Raw genomic sequence first — 16,635 nt, forward strand, 5'->3', positions numbered from 1 at the left:
GCTCACCCCGCGATCCGCACGGTCGTCGTCGAACCCCAGATGGCCAGGGACAGGAACAGGTCGATGACCATCACCGCCACGATGGAGAAGCGCACCGCCCGGCCCACCGCGAGCCCCACGCCGGCGGGGCCGCCGCCGGCGCGGAAGCCGTAGTAGCAGTGGCTCAGGATGATGACCACGGCGAAGACCAGGACCTTGAGGAACGACCAGAAGACGTCCTGCGGTGGCAGGAACAGGTGGAAGTAGTGGTCGTAGGTGCCGGTCGACTGCCCGTAGGCCTGGGTGGTGATGGTGCGGGTGGCGAAGTAGCTGCTCAGCAACCCGAGCACGTACAGCGGGACGACGGCGACGAAGCCGGCGACGATCCGCGTGGTGACGAGGAAGGGCAGGGACGGCACGCCCATGACCTCGAGGGCGTCGATCTCCTCGTTGATGCGCATGGCGCCGATCTGGGCGGTGAACCCGCAGCCGACCGTCGCCGAGAGCGCGAGCCCGGCCACCAGCGGGGCGATCTCGCGGGTGTTGAAGTAGGCCGAGAGGAAGCCGGTGAACGCCGACGTGCCCAGCTGGTCCAGGGCCGCGTAGCCCTGCAGCCCCACCTCGGTTCCGGTGAAGAACGACAGGAAGGCGATGACGCCGACCGTGCCGCCGATGACGGCCAGCGCGCCGGACCCGAACGTCACCTCGGCGAGCAGCCGGAAGGTCTCCCGCTTGTAGCGGCGCAGCGTGCGCGGCACCCAGCCGAGCGCCCGCCCGTAGAAGCCGAGCTGGTCGCCGAGGTCGTCGAGGGTGTCCAGCGGCCGCCGGTAGACGGTGCGCACGATCCTGCGCGCGCGGACCCGGATGCGGTCGGTCGGTGAGAGGAGCGCCATCACGCCCCCTTCGGGGGGACGAGCTGGAAGTACAGCGCCGTCATCACGAAGTTCACGGCGAACAGCAGCAGGAACGTGATGACCACCGACTGGTTCACCGCGTCACCCACGCCCTTGGGCCCGCCGCCTGCGTTGAGCCCCTTGTAGGCGGCCACGATGCCCGCGATCAACCCGAAGACCAGGGCCTTGATCTCCCCGGACCAGAAGTCCTCCACCTGCGCCAGGGCGTTGAAGGAGGCCAGGTAGGCGCCGGGCGTGCCGCCCTGCAGGACGACGTTGAAGAAGTACCCGCCGGCGACGCCGACGACGCTGACCAGGCCGTTGAGCAGCACCGCCACCAGCATCGAGCCCAGGACGCGGGGCACCACCAGCCGCTGGATCGGGCTGATGCCCAGGACCTCCATGGCGTCGATCTCGTCGCGGATCTTGCGGGCACCCAGGTCGGCGCAGATCGCCGATCCGCCGGCGCCGGCGATGAGCAGCGCGGTGACGATCGGGCTGGCCTCGCGGAGGACGGCGAGGACCGACGCCGAGCCGGTGAACGACTGCGCACCCAGCTGCCGGGTGAGCGAGCCCAGCTGCAGGGCGATGACCGCGCCGAACGGGATCGCGACCAGCGCCGTCGGCAAGATCGTGACGCTGGCGACGAACCAGGTCTGCTGGACGAACTCGCGGATCTGGAACGGCCGCTTGGGCAGCGCCCGCAGGACGTCGAGCGCGAAGGCGAACAGCTTGCCGCTGGCCGCCAGCGGCCGGGTCGGCGAGTACTTCCCGTCGAGCAGGCCGGGCGCCGTCGACTCGTGGGTCGCCGTCACCCCTCACCGCCGGACCGCGGCAGCACGACCGTGGCGGTCGAGCCGCCCGGGACCGCGCCGGGCCCGGGAGCCCAGTGCCGCCCACCCGCGCCCCGGGTCGGGAGGAACGCACCGGCGTCGGCCCGCGCGAGGAGGTCCTCGGGCAGCGACGCCCGGATGGCCTCGGCGGTGGTGGGGTCGAACTCGTGCAGCATGCGCGCGACCCGCTCCTGCCTGCGGCGCACCGCCTTGCGCTCGGGAAGGCCGGGCGTGGGGTCCAGCTGCGGCGGCACGGCGTCCCCGCCGCTGGCCCCCTTGGGACCGATGCCGTTGTGCTGGTCCCCGCCCCGGGCCTCCAGGGCCGCCATCTCGGCCTCCACCTGGGCGACGTCCTTCTCCTCGCTCATCCCGATCGGGCCCTCGCGGCGGCCGTTGAGGAACTGGCGGACCACCGGCTCCTGCGAGGTGAGCAGCTGCTCGCGCGGGCCGAACATGGCCAGGTGGCGGCGGAAGAGCAGGCCGAGGTTGTCGGGCACCGTGCGCGCGGTGCCGATGTCGTGGGTGACGATGAGGAACGTGGCGTCGATCTGCGCGTTGAGGTCGACGATCAGCTGGTTGAGGTAGGCGACGCGGACCGGGTCCAGGCCGGAGTCCGGCTCGTCGAACAGGATGATCTCGGGGTTGAGCACCAGCGCGCGGGCGAGGCCGGCACGCTTGCGCATACCGCCGGAGATCTCCCCGGGTAGCTTCCCCTCGGCACCCTGCAGGCCCACCATGTCCATCTTCTCGAGGACGATCCGGCGGACCTCGGACTCGCTCTTCTTCGTGTGCTCGCGGAGCGGGAAGGCGATGTTGTCGAAGATGTTCATCGAGCCGAACAGCGCGCCGTCCTGGAACAGCACGCCGAAGAGCTTGCGCACCTCGTAGAGCCGGGACTCGTTGGTCCGGACGATGTCGGTGTCGGAGATGACGATCGACCCCCGCTCGGGTTTCAGCAGGCCGACCAGCGACTTGAGGAAGACCGACTTTCCGGTACCGGAGGGGCCCAGCAGGACCGAGATCTCCCCGGGCGGGAGCGTGAGCGTGACGTCGCTCCAGATGTTCTGGCTGCCGAACGACTTGGTCAGCCCCGAGACCTCCACTGCGACGCCCACGTGTCCCTGCCTCCCGCTCCGGCTGCAATGCCGGTCCACCGCCCCGCTACGTCGGCGAGCCCCGGCCATGTACGACACCTCGACCGACTCCGCATGCGGAGCGGTGACGCCGCATCACTACCGGTCAGTAACGATCACGCGGGGCGAAGGTTACGTGTGTCACGCGGTTTCCGTGACCCGGATCTCCCCCTTGTAGGCGAGAACCACCCGGACATGCGACAGGGGCCGCCCCCTGAGGAGGACGGCCCCTGTGCGGGGTGGAGCGTTCCCCGGCCGGGCCGGGGAGGTGTCACGTCGCCGTGACGTGCCCGGCGGTCGGAACCGCCGGGCGAGGGGTCACTTGACGGTGACGGAGGCGCCGGCGCCCTCGAGGGCGGCCTTGGCCTTCTCGGCAGCGTCCTTGGCGACCTTCTCGAGGACCGGCTTCGGTGCGTTGTCGACCAGGTCCTTGGCCTCCTTGAGGCCGAGCGAGGTCAGGCCGCGCACCTCCTTGATGACCTGGATCTTCTTGTCGCCGGCAGCCTCGAGGATGACGTCGAACTCGTCCTGCTCCTCGGCGGCGGGAGCGCCACCGTCGCCGCCACCGGCGGCCGGGGCGGCCGCGACGGCGACGGGGGCAGCCGCGGTGACGTCGAAGGTCTCCTCGAACTGCTTCACGAAGTCGGAGAGCTCGAGGAGGGTCATCTCCTTGAACGCGTCGAGCAGCTCGGCGCTGGAAAGCTTGGCCATGATGTCTCCTTCTGGGGTCAGTCGGTGCTGGCCGCGGTGTCCGCGGCGTCAGCGTCGGTGTCGGTGGTGGTGTCAGCAGCAGCGGTGTCGCCGGCAGGAGCCTCGTCCGCCGGTGCGTCGGCGGCCTTCTTCTCCTGGAGCGCGGCGGCCAGCCGGGCGACCTGCGACAGCGGGGCCTGGAACAGCCCGGCGGCCTTGGTCAGGTTGCCCTTCATCGCGCCGGCCAGCTTGGCGAGGAGCACCTCACGGCTCTCGACGTCGGCGAGGCGGGTGACCTCGGCGGCGTCGACCGTGCGGCCCTCCACCACGCCGCCCTTGACGACGAGCAGCGGGTTGGCGCGCGCGAAGTCACGGATGGCCTTGGCGGCGTTCACCGGGTCGCCCTCGATGAAGGCGATCGCGGTGGGACCGTTGAGCAGCGGGGTGAGGTCGGAGAAGCCGACCTGCTCCGCCGCACGCTTCGTCAGGGTGTTCTTGACGATGGCGTAGCTGCTGCCCTCACCGAGGGAACGGCGCAGCTGGGTCAGCTGGGCCACGGTCAGCCCGCGGTACTCGGTGAGCACCGCCGCGCTGGACGACTGGAACCGCTCGGTGATCTCGTCGATCACCGCGGCCTTCGCCTGCGTGGGCATGGGCCTCCTCTCGTCTGTCGGGCGACCACTGGACGCTGCACGACGACGGGCGATCGATGCCCCGGAGACACGAAACGCCCCGGCGCAGGGCGCACGGGGCGATGGACAGGCGCACGGCAGCACCCGACGATCGATCCGTCCTCCTGCGCGGGCCGCCCGCGATCTGCGGACCTTCGATCGCACGCGGACGTGCGACGACCAGCGGTCTTGGGGGGAACAGGCAGAAGACTACGCCATGCCGCGGTGGAGGCGGCGACCAACCCGTCAGGGGCGACCGGGATCACACGGTCGCCGGTTGCGCCGGAACGCCGGAGGCCCCGCCGCGCAGTACGCGGCGGGGCCCCCGGTGAGGTGCTGGTCGGCCCCGTCCAGAGGCTCACCCCGAGCCTGCGAGGGGTGAGGAGGACGGGTGGTGTTTCAGGCGGTGGGCTCGTCCACCGTGAGGTTGCGGGTGCGGTTCGGGTCGACCGGGATGCCCGGCCCCATCGTGGTGGAGATGGTGACCTTCTTGACGTACCGGCCCTTGGCGGCGGCGGGCTTGGCCCGGAGCACCTCGTCGAGCGCGGCCGCGTAGTTCTCGACCAGCTTGGTCTGGTCGAACGACGTCTTGCCGATGACCAGGTGCAGGTTGGCCTGCTTGTCGACGCGGAAGTTGATCTTTCCGCCCTTGATGTCGTTGACGGCCTTGGTGACGTCGGGGGTCACGGTGCCCGTCTTCGGGTTCGGCATCAGGCCACGGGGGCCGAGGATGCGGGCGATCCGGCCGACCTTGGCCATCTGGTCGGGGGTGGCGATCGCCGCGTCGAAGTCCAGGAAGCCGCCCTGGATGCGCTCGATCAGGTCGTCGGAGCCCACGACGTCGGCGCCGGCGGCCTCGGCCTCGGCGGCCTTGTCACCGGTCGCGAAGACGATGACGCGGGCGGTCTTGCCGGTGCCGTGGGGCAGGTTGACCGTGCCGCGGACCATCTGGTCGGCCTTGCGCGGGTCGACGCCCAGGCGCATGGCGACCTCGACGGTGGCGTCGTAGGCGGTCGTCGACGTCTCCTTGGCCAGCGTGGCTGCCTGGAGCGGGCTGTACAGGTTGTCGCGGTCGACCTTCTCGGCCGCGGCGCGGAACTTCTTGCCGTGCTTCGCCATGGTGATTCCTCTCCGGGGGATGCCCCCGGTCGTGTGGTTCCCGGGCCTGGCGGGGCCCTCCCACTCGTGATGTGCTGGAACGGTCCCTTCACCCGGTCCCGCCGCGAGCGTGCGAGCGGTGGAGGGCGAAGGGGTCCTCTTACTGGACCGTGATGCCCATCGACCGGGCGGTGCCGGCGATGATCTTCTCCGCCTGCTCGAGGTCGTTGGCGTTCAGGTCGGCCATCTTGGTCTGGGCGATCTCGCGGACCTGGTCACGTGTGACCGTGGCGACCTTGGTCTTGTGCGGCTCGCCCGAGCCCTTCTCGACACCGGCGGCCTTGAGCAGCATGCGCGCGGCCGGCGGGGTCTTGGTGACGAACGTGAAGGTCCGGTCCTCGAAGACCGAGATCTCCACGGGGACGACGTTCCCGCGCTGCGACTCGGTCGCGGCGTTGTACGCCTTGCAGAACTCCATGATGTTGACGCCGTGCTGGCCCAGCGCCGGACCCACCGGCGGCGCGGGGGTGGCCGCGCCGGCGTTGATCTGGAGCTTGATGACCGCGGTCAACCGCTTCCTGGGGGGCATGACTTCCTTCTTGGTGACGGGATGGAACGGCCCCGTCGCAGGGCCCCGCCGCCAGTTTACGAGCGGTGGGGGGCGACGAGTTCCTTCTAGATCTTGCTGACCTGGTTGAACGACAGCTCGACGGGCGTCTCGCGGCCGAAGATGGAGACCAGCACCTGCAGCTTCTGCTGCTCGGCGTTGATCTCGTTGATGGTGGCGGGCAGCGTCGCGAACGGGCCGTCCATGACGGTGACCGACTCGCCGACCTCGAAGTCGACGACCGCGGCCGCCGCGGCGGGGGCGCCGCCGGTCGACGCAGCCGCCTCGGTGGCCCGGGGCGCCTGCGGCGCGGTGGCGGGCACCAGGATCTTGACGACCTCGTCGAGGGTCAGCGGCGAGGGCTTGGAGGTGGCACCCACGAAGCCGGTGACGCCGGGGGTGTTGCGGACCGCACCCCAGGACTCGTCGTTGAGCTCCATGCGCACGAGCAGGTAGCCCGGCAGCACCTTGCGGTTGACCTGCGACCGCTTGCCGTTCTTGATCTCGGTGACCTCCTCGGTGGGCACCTCGATCTGGTAGATGTAGTCCTCGACGTCCAGTGACTGGATGCGCGCCTCGAGGTTGGTCTTCACCTTGTTCTCGTAGCCCGCGTAGGAGTGCACGACGTACCAGTCGCCCGGCGCGCGCCGCAGCGCCTTCTTCATCGCCTCGGCCGGGTCCTCGTCCTCCTCCTGCTCGACGTCGGAGTCGGGGGCCGGGGCAGCCAGCGGGTCGGTGGCGAGGGTGTCCGCGTCACCGGTCTCGATCTCCGGCGTCACGTCGGAGACGGCGGTGTCGGTGTCGAGGTCGGCGGTGTCGGCGGAGCCCTCGGCGGCACCGGTCTCGCCGGCGCCGGTCTCGACGTCGGCGGTTCCGCGCTCGCCGAAGCGGGCGTCGTCCAGGTCGATTCCTTCGACCGCGCTGTCGGTCTCGAAGGGCTCGCGGGGGTCGGTCACTGCTTCTCCTCGCTGGCGCTCGTCGGCGTCGTGCCCGACGGCGCTGTGCTGATGGGTGATCTCGCAAGCTCGATCACGGGGGTCTCTTCCTTGTCAGAGGGCGTTCATGCGCGCGGACGACGGTCAGCCGAAGACGGCGATCACGCCCTGCGCGAAGAGCAGGTCCAGGCCTGCCACCAGCGCGACGATGAACGCCACGAAGACGATGACCACCGTGGTGTAGGTGATCAGCTCGCGGCGTCCCGGCCAGATGACCTTGCGCAGCTCGGCGACGACCTCGCGCAGGAAACGCGCGAGCGAGCGGCGGGGCCGCATCTCCTCGGCGCGGGCCCGCTCCGCCGCGGCCCGCGAACGGGTTCCGGAGCCCTCCCGGCCGGCCGCGGTGGCCGAACGAGCCACCCGCCGACGGCCGGGCTCGTCGTCCTCGTCACCGTCGGCGGTGATCCGGCCCCGCCGGCGGCCGCCCTGGTCACCCGCGCGGGCGACGACCTTGTCCTCCTCGGACTCGGCCTCGCCGGCGACCTGGTCCTCGGCTGCCTCGAGCGCGGAGGCGTCGTCGACCCCCGGGGCCTCGCGGTCGAGCTGCTCGTCGGTGAGCTCGGCGTCGGAGGCGGCGCGAGGGTCGTCCTCGCGGTCCGGCTTCTCGTCGCTCACTGCGCCTCGCTCGCCTCGTCGTGGTGGCCGCTCGCGCGAGGGCCGTCGGTCGGTGCTGTCCGTGTCCTGCTGGCAGGGGTGACAGGACTTGAACCTGCAGCCTGCGGTTTTGGAGACCGCTGCTCTGCCAATTGAGCTACACCCCTGTGCCCTGGGCGGGCCCCGGGGCCGCCGAACCGCCACTGCGGCGCCCGACCTCCGGAGGGATCCGGGGCACACCGGTGGCGGGGTCAACTGCCCCGGTGGAGCCAGTGTACGGGACCCGTGCGGGGATCAGCGAACGTCCCATCCCCCGCACCCCCGGAGGGCGTCCTCCCCCGCGCGATGGCGGTGCCGCACCGGGCGGACAGCCCGCAGGCCGCCGGCTTTGAGACGATGGGCCCATGATCGCCGCCTCCTCACCGGAGTCCGCCGCCCCCTCGACCCCGTTGCCGCCCGCCGAGCGGCGCGTGTCCCGCCGCATCGGCGCGATCGCCGAGTCCGCGACCCTGGCCGTGGACGCCAAGGCGAAGGCGCTGAAGGCCGCCGGGAAGCCGGTGATCGGCTTCGGCGCCGGCGAGCCGGACTTCCCCACGCCCGACTACGTCGTCGAGGCGGCCATCACGGCGGCCCGCACGCCGGCCATGCACCGCTACACCCCTGCGGGCGGGCTGCCGTCCCTCAAGGAGGCGATCGTCGCCAAGACGGCGCGCGACTCCGGCCTCCGGATCACCCCCGCGCAGGTGCTGGTCACCAACGGCGGCAAGCAGGCCGTCTACGAGGCGCTGGCCACCATGCTCGACCCAGGCGACGAGGTGCTCCTGCCGGCTCCCTACTGGACCACCTACCCGGAGGCGATCCGCCTGGCCGGGGGCGTGCCGGTGCCGGTGGTCGCCGACGAGCAGAGCGGCTACCTCGTGTCGGCCGCGCAGCTCGAGGCCGCCCGCACCCCGCGCACCAAGGTGCTGCTGTTCTGCTCCCCCTCGAACCCCACGGGCGCGGTGTACCCGGCCGAGCAGGTCGAGGAGATCGGCCGCTGGGCCGTCGCGCACGGTCTGTGGGTACTCACCGACGAGATCTACGAGCACCTGACCTACGGCGGCGTCACCGCACCGTCCATGCCCGTGCTCGTCCCCGAGCTGGCCGACCGCTGCGTGGTCGTCAACGGGGTCGCCAAGACCTATGCGATGACGGGCTGGCGGGTCGGCTGGATCGTCGGCCCGGCGGATGTGGTGAAGGCGGCGACGAACCTGCAGTCCCACGCGACGTCGAACGTCGCCAACGTCTCGCAGGCCGCGGCCGTCGCGGCGCTCAACGGCGACCTCTCCGCGGTGGCGACCATGCGCGAGGCGTTCGACCGGCGCAGGCAGACGATCGTGTCGATGCTGCGGGAGATCCCCGGGATCGCCTGCCCCGAGCCGCAGGGCGCCTTCTACGTCTACCCGTCGGTGAAGGGCCTGCTGGGCCGGCCCATCGCCGGGCGGACTGCCGCGACCAGCGCCGAGCTCGCCGAGCTCGTGCTGGAGGAGGCGGAGGTGGCGGTCGTGCCCGGCGAGGCCTTCGGCACCCCCGGGTACGTGCGCATGTCCTACGCGCTGGGCGACGACGACCTCGTCGAGGGCGTCAGCCGCATGCAGCGGCTGCTCGGCCAGGCGGGCTGAGGAACGCCCTCCGCCGCCCACCGCTCGCACGGTCGCGGCGGCACGCTGCAGGGGACCGGGCCTCAGCCGGGCAGGTCCTCCTCGTCCAGCGCCCCGGCGCCGACGAGGACGTCCACCGCTGACGGCAGGTCGGCGAGCGCCCGCCCCACGTCGTCGGGGGTCGCGATCCGCCACGCGTTGGCGTCCACATAGCAGCGGACGGCGGCGTCGAAGGCCTCCGGGCCCGCCACGGCCCGGGCGGCCAGCAGCGCCGCGCCGCCCTTGCCGTAGACGGTCCGGACGTAGGGGCCGTCCCCGGTGAAGTCGGCCATGCTGCCGCCGACGGCGCCGGGGCGGGCCAGCACCGGATCGAGCACGTCGGCCGACGGCAGACCGGGCAGCGCCTCGGCGTAGGTGGCGAACGCCTCGTCCAGCCACGGGTCCCGGAACTGCGAGTTGCCGACCATCCCGTAGAACCACATGTGGGCGACCTCGTGGACCAGCACCTCCCGGGACGGCGTGGCCTGCAGGATGGAGCTGGGGTACTCGATCCCGCCGCCGTGATCGGGCAGCAGCGGCACGGTGAGCGTCTCGTAGGGGAAGGAGCCGAGAAGGCTCTCCAGCTCGCCGATCGCCCCGGTGGTCCACTCCGCCAGCCGGGTGGCGTCCAGCTCGGCGCCGGGCAGCACCCCCACGGTCACCCGGACGCCGCTGCCGCTGGTGCGCTCCTCGGTGGCGAAGGTGCCCGCGGCGACGCTCACGTCCCGGGCGGCGGGCTCGGACGACGTCCAGACCCGGCGCCCGTCCCGGGGTGTCGTGGGCGGAGCCTGGTCCCCGGTCATCAGCACCGTGAGCTCCTCCGGCGCCGAGACCCGGATGCGGGTGTCGGCCGCGGGGCTCGTCGCCGTCTCACCGGTCAGCCCGACGAACGGGTCGCGCGCCCAGCCCACGCCCGGCTCCCACGCCAGCAGCGGGGCGCCGCTGGCCCACCACGTCACCCCCTCGTCGGCGCCGAAGCGCTCGAACTCCCCATCGCCCACGTCGAGGGTGAACTCCAGGCGTACCTCGGTGGACTCCCCCGCCGCCAGCCGGTCGACCAGCTCGACGACGTAGCGGCCGCCGGGAGCCGCTCCTCCGGCCTCCTCGTACCGGCCTCCGGTGACGTCGTCCCCGGTGACCGCGTCGACGACCAGCCGGGAGCCGGCCGGCGCGGACTCCGGGGCGTTGGGGACCAGCCGGAAGACCAGCTCGTCGGTCGGGAGGTCGGGGGTGAAGACGACGGTCTCGGTGCCCCATACCGTGTGCAGGTCGTCGTCCAGCCGGAAGTCGAACGCGATCTCGGGCCGGTCGGGGTCCGGGGCCGCGCGCTCGGCCGGGCAGACGTTCTCGTCGGCGGCCGCGGACGTCGGCGCCGCCGGTGCCCGGGTCTCCGGCCGTCGGGTGTCGGCGAACGACGTGCAGCCGGACAGCAACAGGGCAACGACCACGACGCCGAGGGACCGGCGACCGGTCACGGGAGGCGGATCACCGCGCGGGCGAGCGAGAGGACCTTCTCCCCGGAGCTGGTGACGGTCAGGTCGACGCGGGCGCGGCCGTCGTCGCCCACCGTGGCCACCCGGCCGCGGACGACGATCTGGGCCCCGGCGTCGTCGTCAGGCACGACGACGGGCCGGCCGAAGCGCACCTGGTACTCGACGAGGGCCGCCGGGTCGCCGGTCCACTCCGTGACGGCGCGGGCGGCCAGCGCCATGGTGAGCATGCCGTGCGCGATGACCCCGGGGAGGCCGACGGCCGTCGCCACCCGGTCGCTCCAGTGGATCGGGTTGAAGTCCTTGGACGCGCCCGCGTAGCGCACCAGGTCGGCGCGGGTGATCGTGAAGGTCCGCTCCGGCAGCTCGGTTCCGACGGCGATCTCCGGCCGGCTCATGCGGCTCCCCCGTCCGCTCCGCGGGCGACGAGCATCGTCGTCGCCGTGCAGACGGCCTCGCCGTCCTCGGTGGTCAGCTCGACCCGCGTGGTCAGCAGGTCGTTGCCGCCGACGCTGCGCACGGCCTCGATGCTGGTGGTGGCGACGAGCCGGTCGCCGGCGCGGATGGGCCGGTGGTGGGCGAACCGCTGCTCGCCGTGGACCACCCGGCTGTAGTCCAGGGCGACGTCGGGGTCGTCCAGGACGACGTTCGCGGCGCCCAGCGACACCACCACGGCGAACGTCGGGGGCGCGATGACGTCGGGGTGGCCGGCGGCGCGGGCGACCTCCGGGTCGAGGTGCACCGGGTCGGTGGCACCGACCGCAACGGCGAACTCGGCCAGCGCCACCCGGCCGACCTCGTGCACGGCAGAGGGCGGGTAGCTGCGCCCGACCAGTCCTCGGTCCAACGCCATGCTCCCGCCCTCTCGCTCAGTCGCGGACCGCGGTCAGCGGGTCTCGCGGTGCAGCGTGTGCTTGCGCTCACGCGGGCAGTACTTCATCAGCTCGAGCCGGTCGGGGTCGTTCCGCCGGTTCTTGCGGGTGATGTAGTTGCGGTTCTTGCACTCCTGGCAGGCCAGGGTGATCTTCGGACGGACGTCGGTGGCTGCCATGGGGCGCTCCTAGCCTTGTGGGACAGGGCCCGGGACCGGGTCCTGTTGCCGGGCCGGCACTGGTGCCGACACGGCGACGGACCCCGGTGTCGCGGGGTCCGTCGGGAGTAGCGGTGACCGGACTTGAACCGGTGACACAGCGATTATGAGCCGCTTGCTCTACCAGGCTGAGCTACACCGCCGGGGTGACCCCCCGGGCCGATCTCGCGACAGGACCGGTAGGTCGGGTTACTGCCAGAGCCCCTTTACGGAATCGAACCGTAGACCTTCTCCTTACCATGGAGACGCTCTGCCGACTGAGCTAAAGGGGCGTGCTCCGAGCCGCCAGGAACTCTACCAAGCCGCTTCGTGGCGACCGGCGGGGCCCTCCGGACCGTGCGGGAAGACTGTAACAGCCACTCCGGCCGGCCCCGTCCAGAGGCCCCGCCCCCAGCCTGCGAGGGGTGAGGGGGACGGGCCGGCCTTCAGGTCCGGACGAACAGTCGGCGGTGGGTCGCACCGGGCGCGGCCGAGCGCACGCCGGTGCGCGCGAGGAGCCACCTCTCCAGCCGGTCGTCCGGCAACGGCCGGCTGATCAGGAAGCCCTGGAGCTTGTCGCAGCCCATGGTGGCCAGCTGGTTGCGGGTCATCTCGTCCTCGACACCCTCGGCGACGACGCACAGGCCGAGGTTGTGGGCCAGCTCGATGATGGAGCGCGCGATGAACGACTCACCCTGGCTCGTGGCCATGGTGAGGATGAAGGACTTGTCGATCTTCAGCTCGTCGATGGGCAGCTGGCGCAGCTGGGACAGCGACGAGTAGCCGGTGCCGAAGTCGTCCATCGACAGCCGCAGCCCGAGGTCGTGGAGTTCCTCCAGGACCGAGCTCCCGCGCACCGAGTCGTCGACGACGCTGCTCTCGGTGAGCTCCAGGACGAGCAGCTCCCCGGGCACCTGGTGCCTCGCCAGGGCATCGCGTACCCGCTGGACCAGGTCCGGCTCGCTCAGCGAGCACGCGGAGATGTTGACCGCGACCGACAGCGCGATCCCCTGGTCCAGCCAGCGCCGGCAGCGCGCCAGCGCCAGGTCCAGGACGTGGTCGGTGATCGCGCCGATCCGGCCGATCTGCTCGGCCAGGCCGATGACGTCCTCGGGCGGGATGCTCCCGTACCGCGGGTGGGTCCAGCGCACCAGCGTCTCCACCGACACGATGTCGGAGGTCTGGGCGTCGATGACCGGCTGGAAGACGACCCCGATCTGGCCGTCGACCATGGCCTGCTCGAGCTCGGTGCCCAGCTGCATCCGCCGGAGGCTCTGCTGGTCGAGCACCGGGTGGTAGCTCGCCACACCGTTGGAGCTCCCGGCCGCCAGGAGGGCGACGTCGGCCCGCTGCATGAGCGTCCCGGCGTCCGCGCCGTGCACGGGGGCGGCGGCGACGCCGATGGTCAGTGACACCTCGAGATCCAGCCCGGCCACCCGGACGCGGGTCGCGGCGGCCTCGCGCAGCCGGCGCGCGGCCCGCTCGGTGGCCTCGAGGGAGAGCCCGGGGAGCAGGACCGCGAACTGTTCGCGCTCCATGCGGGCCAGCAGGGCCCGCGGCGGAGCGTGCTCGCGGAGGAGCCCTGCCGTGACCTGCAGCAGCTCGTCGCTGGCGGCGTGCCCGAGGGTGTCGGTGACGTCGGCGTAGGTGCCGAGCGAGGCCAGGATGAGCCCGGCCTGGCCGCCCTCGGCGGACACCAGCCGGCTGACCTCCGCGGCGAGCCGCTGGCGGTTGGGCAGGCCGGTGAGCCGGTCGTGGTCGGCGTCGAAGCGGATGCGGGTGAGCAGCTGCTGCTGCCGGATGGCCGCGTTGACGTGGGTGAGCATGGAGTCCAGCGCGCCACGCTCGCTGCGCCCGAAGGAGACGATGTCGCTGCGCCGGTCGCACACCTCGAGGTAGCCCGGCTCGCCCGCGGCCGTGGTGACCGGCGCACCGAGCAGCTCGGACACGCCCCGGCGGGCCAGTGCAGCGGCTTCGTGCTGATCGGCGCGCCCCACCGAGACGCGGATCGCCCCTCCGGTGGAGGCGACGGCGCGGCGGCGCAACAGGTCGTCCGAGTCGCCCGGGCCGTCGTACCAGTCGGCGCCGTCCTCGGTGGCGACCACCAGCCGTGGCCCCTCGTCGAGGTAGGGCGGCAGCCAGAGGGCGACCCGCTCGGCGTTGAGGAGCTCGCGCACCGCCTGCACGATCTGCCGGGTGCCGGCCTCGTCGGGCTGGACCTGCTCCACCCGCCGCGCGAACTCGTAGACGCGTTCGAGCGAGTGGCTCTCCCGCGTCACCGCGGCGAAGCGGCGGTAGAGCAGCACGAGCGCGAGGATGAGCGGAGCGATGAGCGCCCAGGACCAGGGCGTCGCGTGCAGCAGCAGCAGGACGACCAGGCCCACGAGCACGGCCACCGGCTGCACGACGACGACCGGGACCAGCAGGCTCGTCCAGATGGCGCGCCCGGGGTAGCCCTGCGTGACGCTGATCGCCCCGGCGACCAGGACCGCCGCCACGGCGTTGGCCGCGAAGATCGCCAGCAGGCACGAGAACCACGTGACCGGAGACGTGACGTCGCCGCCCGGCAGCACCGCCAGGACGGCGACGGCGACGGATGCTTCCAGGACCGCCACCGCGGTGTTGAACAGGACCTTGGGCGCCGGGAGCCGCTGCACCACCAGCACCAGGGCCACCGCCGCGGCCCGGGTGATGGCCGTCCACGCTCCGCCGACCTCCAGGAGCGCGATCACGAAGACCAGCTCGCTCGCCGAGCTGTGGAAGCTCTGCCGCCGGAACTCGACGTGGACGTTGATCCACTCCGCGACCATCGCCGCCAGGAAGACCGCCACCACGACGCGTGGGTCGACCGCGGCCGGACCGCCGACCAGCACCGCCACACCCGCCGGCGCCGCGAACGCCAGGCCGAGCAGCGTCACCAGCCAGGGGCTCCGCTCGTCGCGCGACCCACCTGCCTCGCGAACGTCCTGCTCGGGCAACGGGGGCTGCTTTCTTCCGGATCGGTGGGCGGGCGAAGGCTAACAGCGACCTCGTCCGCCACAAGCCTCGTCCGACTCGGAAGGGTCAGCCGATCCACGACCGGAATCTGCGGTTCACCGGAGGAAAAGGAACAGGACGGTCGTCCTCGCGGACGACCGTCCTTTGCTGATGTCCGGAGGGACGGTCAGTCGGCCTGACGCGTCCACTTGACGCCACGGGTCCACTTGACGCCGCGGGTCCACTTCACTCCACGGATCCCGGTCCCACGCTGCACGGTGCTGTTCATGGCGCCTCCCTCTGGGCACGACTGATTGGCTGTAGCGGCAGCCATCCACGCGCGGGGGCAGAGCGTCGTTGAATACGGACCGCGCGTGAGACACTCCTTCCCGTCACTACCAGCGACAAGCACGTCGACGGCGACACGCCGCCTCCGTCGTCATGCCGTGACCAGACGCCACTCCGGTCACACGATGAGTGATCGCAGCCACCGCCCCGAAGCCCTCGCTGCGGCCGTCGCCCACAGGCGTCGCCGGGCTGTGCGCCGGACGGGTGAACCGCCGTCCACAGTGTCCACAGATCGTGTCCACAGGTGGTGGACGACGGTCGACAGGTGCCTACGCTGCCGCGCATGCGCCCCGGCCAGGACGACCGCGAACGCGGCTCGACGCTGCCCTTCGTCCTCGTGTGCTGGCTGGTCGCCGCCCTCATGGCCTTCGGCGCCATCGCGGCCTCCGACGCCTTCCTGGAGCAGCAGGAGGTCCAGTCGGTGTGCGACAGCGCCGCCCTGGCGGCGGCGAACCAGGCCGACGAGGCCGTCGTCTACGCCCGCGGGGTGGGCACGGGGCTGCCGCTCACCCGTGCGGCCGCGCAGGCGGCGGTGGCCGACCAGCTGGCCGACGGCGGCGTGCTGCTGGACAGCTGGGCGGCGGAGACCGACGGCGCAGAGGTGACGGTGCGCTGCACCCGCCACGTCGACATCGCGTTCGGCTGGCTGTTCCTGGGCGGTCAGCAGCTCGAGCGCACCGCCGTCTCCGGCGCGCGGGCGCCCACGCTGCCCTGATCCGGCCCGGAGAGGCGACGGCCCCCGACCTGGAGGTCGGGGGCCGTCGTACCGGGCGTGGCGGGTGAAGGATTCGAACCTTCGTAGGCTAAGCCGACGGATTTACAGTCCGCTCCCATTGGCCACTCGGGCAACCCGCCGCGATTGGTACGCGGGAGAGACTACAAGACGAGGGGCCCGGCACGTGACGGGTCCCCACCGGCGGGGCCGCTGCAGCGCCCCGTCCCGCACGGAGAGGAACGACATGGCCGACGCATCCTTCGACGTCGTGAGCAAGGTCGACCGGCAGGAGGTCGACAACGCCCTCAACCAGGCGGGCAAGGAACTGTCGCAGCGCTTCGACTTCCGCGGCACCAACGCCACCATCGCCTGGGCCGGGGAGGACGGCGTCACCCTGCAGGCCGACACCGAGGAGCGGGTGGTCGCCGCGCTCGAGGTCTTCAAGGAGAAGCTGATCAAGCGGAACATCTCACTGAAGGTGCTCGACGCCGGCGAGCCCCAGTCCTCGGGCAAGAGCTACAAGATCGGCGCGACGATCAAGCAGGGCATCGAGTCCGACACCGCCAAGAAGATCGCGAAGCTGATCCGCGACGAGGGCCCCAAGGGCGTCCAGGCGCAGATCCAGGGCGACCAGCTCCGGGTGAGCGGCAAGAAGCGCGACGACCTGCAGGCGGTGCAGCAGCTGCTCCGCGGCGCAGACCTCGACGTCGCCCTGCAGTTCGACAACTACAGATGACGTGAGGGAGCGGCCGGCCGCAGGGGCCCACGGCGCGCGGAGCGTGTCGTGGGGAACGGGTGAGCTGATGGAACGGCCCCCTCGCCCCCCACCCCGAGGCACGAGGGGTGGGGGGCGAGGGGGCCATCC

Annotated in this window: 17 protein-coding genes and 4 tRNA genes; 3 read left to right on the forward strand and 18 right to left on the reverse strand. The window is 72.0% G+C overall.

All coding sequences use genetic code 11. The annotated features are described in order from the left end of the window. Positions 1-2: 2 nt before the first annotated feature. The 10 genes from ABC795_RS15350 to ABC795_RS15395 all read right to left on the reverse strand — a co-directional run bounded on the left by ABC795_RS15350 (position 3) and on the right by ABC795_RS15395 (position 7,660). Entirely contained in the window at positions 3-872 is an 870-nt protein-coding gene (locus ABC795_RS15350) for an ABC transporter permease (RefSeq protein ID WP_347058039.1), read from the reverse strand. Then, positions 872-1,654 (reverse strand): ABC transporter permease, encoded by a 783-nt coding sequence (locus ABC795_RS15355; RefSeq protein WP_347060734.1) that lies wholly within the window; start codon positions 1,652-1,654, stop codon positions 872-874. The genes ABC795_RS15350 and ABC795_RS15355 overlap by 1 nt, the downstream gene beginning before the upstream one ends. 29 nt (positions 1,655-1,683) lie before the next feature. Continuing rightward, positions 1,684-2,820, reverse strand: a complete 1,137-nt coding sequence (locus ABC795_RS15360; RefSeq protein WP_347058040.1) for an ATP-binding cassette domain-containing protein — start codon at positions 2,818-2,820, stop codon at positions 1,684-1,686. A 336-nt stretch (positions 2,821-3,156) separates the two neighbouring features. Then, positions 3,157-3,549 carry a 50S ribosomal protein L7/L12 gene (gene rplL / locus ABC795_RS15365; RefSeq protein ID WP_347058041.1) on the reverse strand — a complete coding sequence of 131 codons (393 nt, stop codon included), beginning with the start codon at positions 3,547-3,549 and terminating at the stop codon, positions 3,157-3,159. A gap of 17 nt (positions 3,550-3,566) precedes the next feature. Next, a complete protein-coding gene (rplJ, locus tag ABC795_RS15370) occupies positions 3,567-4,181 on the reverse strand; it encodes a 50S ribosomal protein L10 (RefSeq protein ID WP_347058042.1) in 615 nt (204 codons plus the stop codon). 417 nt (positions 4,182-4,598) lie between these two features. Further along, a complete protein-coding gene (gene rplA, locus ABC795_RS15375; RefSeq protein WP_347058043.1) occupies positions 4,599-5,318 on the reverse strand; it encodes a 50S ribosomal protein L1 in 720 nt (239 codons plus the stop codon). A gap of 139 nt (positions 5,319-5,457) precedes the next feature. Then, positions 5,458-5,886 (reverse strand): 50S ribosomal protein L11, encoded by a 429-nt coding sequence (gene rplK / locus ABC795_RS15380; protein ID WP_347058044.1) that lies wholly within the window; start codon positions 5,884-5,886, stop codon positions 5,458-5,460. Positions 5,887-5,972: 86 nt separating this feature from the next. After that, on the reverse strand, positions 5,973-6,860 hold the full coding sequence (gene nusG / locus ABC795_RS15385; RefSeq protein WP_347058045.1) for a transcription termination/antitermination protein NusG: 888 nt from the start codon (positions 6,858-6,860) through the stop codon (positions 5,973-5,975). Between the two features lie 123 nt (positions 6,861-6,983). Then, positions 6,984-7,514 carry a preprotein translocase subunit SecE gene (gene secE / locus ABC795_RS15390; protein WP_347058046.1) on the reverse strand — a complete coding sequence of 177 codons (531 nt, stop codon included), beginning with the start codon at positions 7,512-7,514 and terminating at the stop codon, positions 6,984-6,986. A gap of 70 nt (positions 7,515-7,584) precedes the next feature. Next, positions 7,585-7,660, reverse strand: a tRNA-Trp gene (locus ABC795_RS15395). A 237-nt stretch (positions 7,661-7,897) separates the two neighbouring features. On the opposite strand from ABC795_RS15395, the gene ABC795_RS15400 reads away from it, so the two are divergent. Next, positions 7,898-9,154, forward strand: a complete 1,257-nt coding sequence (locus tag ABC795_RS15400; protein ID WP_347058047.1) for a pyridoxal phosphate-dependent aminotransferase — start codon at positions 7,898-7,900, stop codon at positions 9,152-9,154. A 62-nt stretch (positions 9,155-9,216) separates the two neighbouring features. Here ABC795_RS15400 and ABC795_RS15405 read toward each other — a convergent pair whose 3' ends face one another. The 7 genes from ABC795_RS15405 to ABC795_RS15435 all read right to left on the reverse strand — a co-directional run bounded on the left by ABC795_RS15405 (position 9,217) and on the right by ABC795_RS15435 (position 14,709). Beyond that, a complete protein-coding gene (locus ABC795_RS15405; protein ID WP_347058048.1) occupies positions 9,217-10,647 on the reverse strand; it encodes a M1 family aminopeptidase in 1,431 nt (476 codons plus the stop codon). Then, positions 10,644-11,060 carry a MaoC family dehydratase gene (locus ABC795_RS15410; RefSeq protein ID WP_347058049.1) on the reverse strand — a complete coding sequence of 139 codons (417 nt, stop codon included), beginning with the start codon at positions 11,058-11,060 and terminating at the stop codon, positions 10,644-10,646. The genes ABC795_RS15405 and ABC795_RS15410 overlap by 4 nt, the downstream gene beginning before the upstream one ends. Continuing rightward, entirely contained in the window at positions 11,057-11,515 is a 459-nt protein-coding gene (locus ABC795_RS15415; RefSeq protein ID WP_347058050.1) for a MaoC family dehydratase N-terminal domain-containing protein, read from the reverse strand. Before ABC795_RS15415 ends, ABC795_RS15410 begins: the two co-directional genes overlap by 4 nt. A gap of 33 nt (positions 11,516-11,548) precedes the next feature. Then, positions 11,549-11,713: a 50S ribosomal protein L33 gene (gene rpmG, locus ABC795_RS15420; RefSeq protein ID WP_091770212.1), complete on the reverse strand. Its 165-nt coding sequence runs from the start codon at positions 11,711-11,713 to the stop codon at positions 11,549-11,551. A gap of 108 nt (positions 11,714-11,821) precedes the next feature. Next, positions 11,822-11,895, reverse strand: a tRNA-Met gene (locus ABC795_RS15425). Between the two features lie 56 nt (positions 11,896-11,951). Continuing rightward, positions 11,952-12,024: transfer RNA gene (locus ABC795_RS15430), tRNA-Thr, on the reverse strand. A 153-nt stretch (positions 12,025-12,177) separates the two neighbouring features. Continuing rightward, positions 12,178-14,709, reverse strand: coding sequence for a sensor domain-containing phosphodiesterase (locus tag ABC795_RS15435; protein WP_347058051.1), 2,532 nt, complete (start codon positions 14,707-14,709; stop codon positions 12,178-12,180). Between the two features lie 629 nt (positions 14,710-15,338). On the opposite strand from ABC795_RS15435, the gene ABC795_RS15440 reads away from it, so the two are divergent. Beyond that, entirely contained in the window at positions 15,339-15,770 is a 432-nt protein-coding gene (locus tag ABC795_RS15440) for a pilus assembly protein TadG-related protein (RefSeq protein ID WP_347058052.1), read from the forward strand. A gap of 58 nt (positions 15,771-15,828) precedes the next feature. On the opposite strand, the gene ABC795_RS15445 is transcribed toward ABC795_RS15440, so the two are convergent. Next, a tRNA-Tyr gene (locus ABC795_RS15445) sits at positions 15,829-15,910 on the reverse strand. A gap of 104 nt (positions 15,911-16,014) precedes the next feature. Here ABC795_RS15445 and ABC795_RS15450 point away from each other — a divergent pair. Beyond that, complete coding sequence (locus tag ABC795_RS15450) at positions 16,015-16,506, forward strand: YajQ family cyclic di-GMP-binding protein (protein WP_347058053.1); 492 nt, start codon at positions 16,015-16,017, stop codon at positions 16,504-16,506. Positions 16,507-16,635 lie beyond the last annotated feature (129 nt).

Origin of the sequence: Blastococcus sp. HT6-30 (genome assembly GCF_039729015.1) — a bacterium.
In the GTDB taxonomy this organism is placed as follows: Bacteria; Actinomycetota; Actinomycetes; order Mycobacteriales; family Geodermatophilaceae; genus Blastococcus.

Coding starts and splice junctions, on each gene's coding strand:
- ABC795_RS15400 (WP_347058047.1), top strand. CDS start 7,898: ATGATCGCCGCCTCCTCACCGGAGTCCGCCGCCCCCTCGACCCCGTTG.
- ABC795_RS15415 (WP_347058050.1), bottom strand. CDS start 11,515: ATGGCGTTGGACCGAGGACTGGTCGGGCGCAGCTACCCGCCCTCTGCC.
- rpmG (WP_091770212.1), bottom strand. CDS start 11,713: ATGGCAGCCACCGACGTCCGTCCGAAGATCACCCTGGCCTGCCAGGAG.
- rplA (WP_347058043.1), bottom strand. CDS start 5,318: ATGGCGAAGCACGGCAAGAAGTTCCGCGCCGCGGCCGAGAAGGTCGAC.
- rplL (WP_347058041.1), bottom strand. CDS start 3,549: ATGGCCAAGCTTTCCAGCGCCGAGCTGCTCGACGCGTTCAAGGAGATG.
- rplK (WP_347058044.1), bottom strand. CDS start 5,886: ATGCCCCCCAGGAAGCGGTTGACCGCGGTCATCAAGCTCCAGATCAAC.
- ABC795_RS15410 (WP_347058049.1), bottom strand. CDS start 11,060: ATGAGCCGGCCGGAGATCGCCGTCGGAACCGAGCTGCCGGAGCGGACC.
- ABC795_RS15440 (WP_347058052.1), top strand. CDS start 15,339: ATGCGCCCCGGCCAGGACGACCGCGAACGCGGCTCGACGCTGCCCTTC.
- ABC795_RS15350 (WP_347058039.1), bottom strand. CDS start 872: ATGGCGCTCCTCTCACCGACCGACCGCATCCGGGTCCGCGCGCGCAGG.
- rplJ (WP_347058042.1), bottom strand. CDS start 4,181: ATGCCCACGCAGGCGAAGGCCGCGGTGATCGACGAGATCACCGAGCGG.
- ABC795_RS15450 (WP_347058053.1), top strand. CDS start 16,015: ATGGCCGACGCATCCTTCGACGTCGTGAGCAAGGTCGACCGGCAGGAG.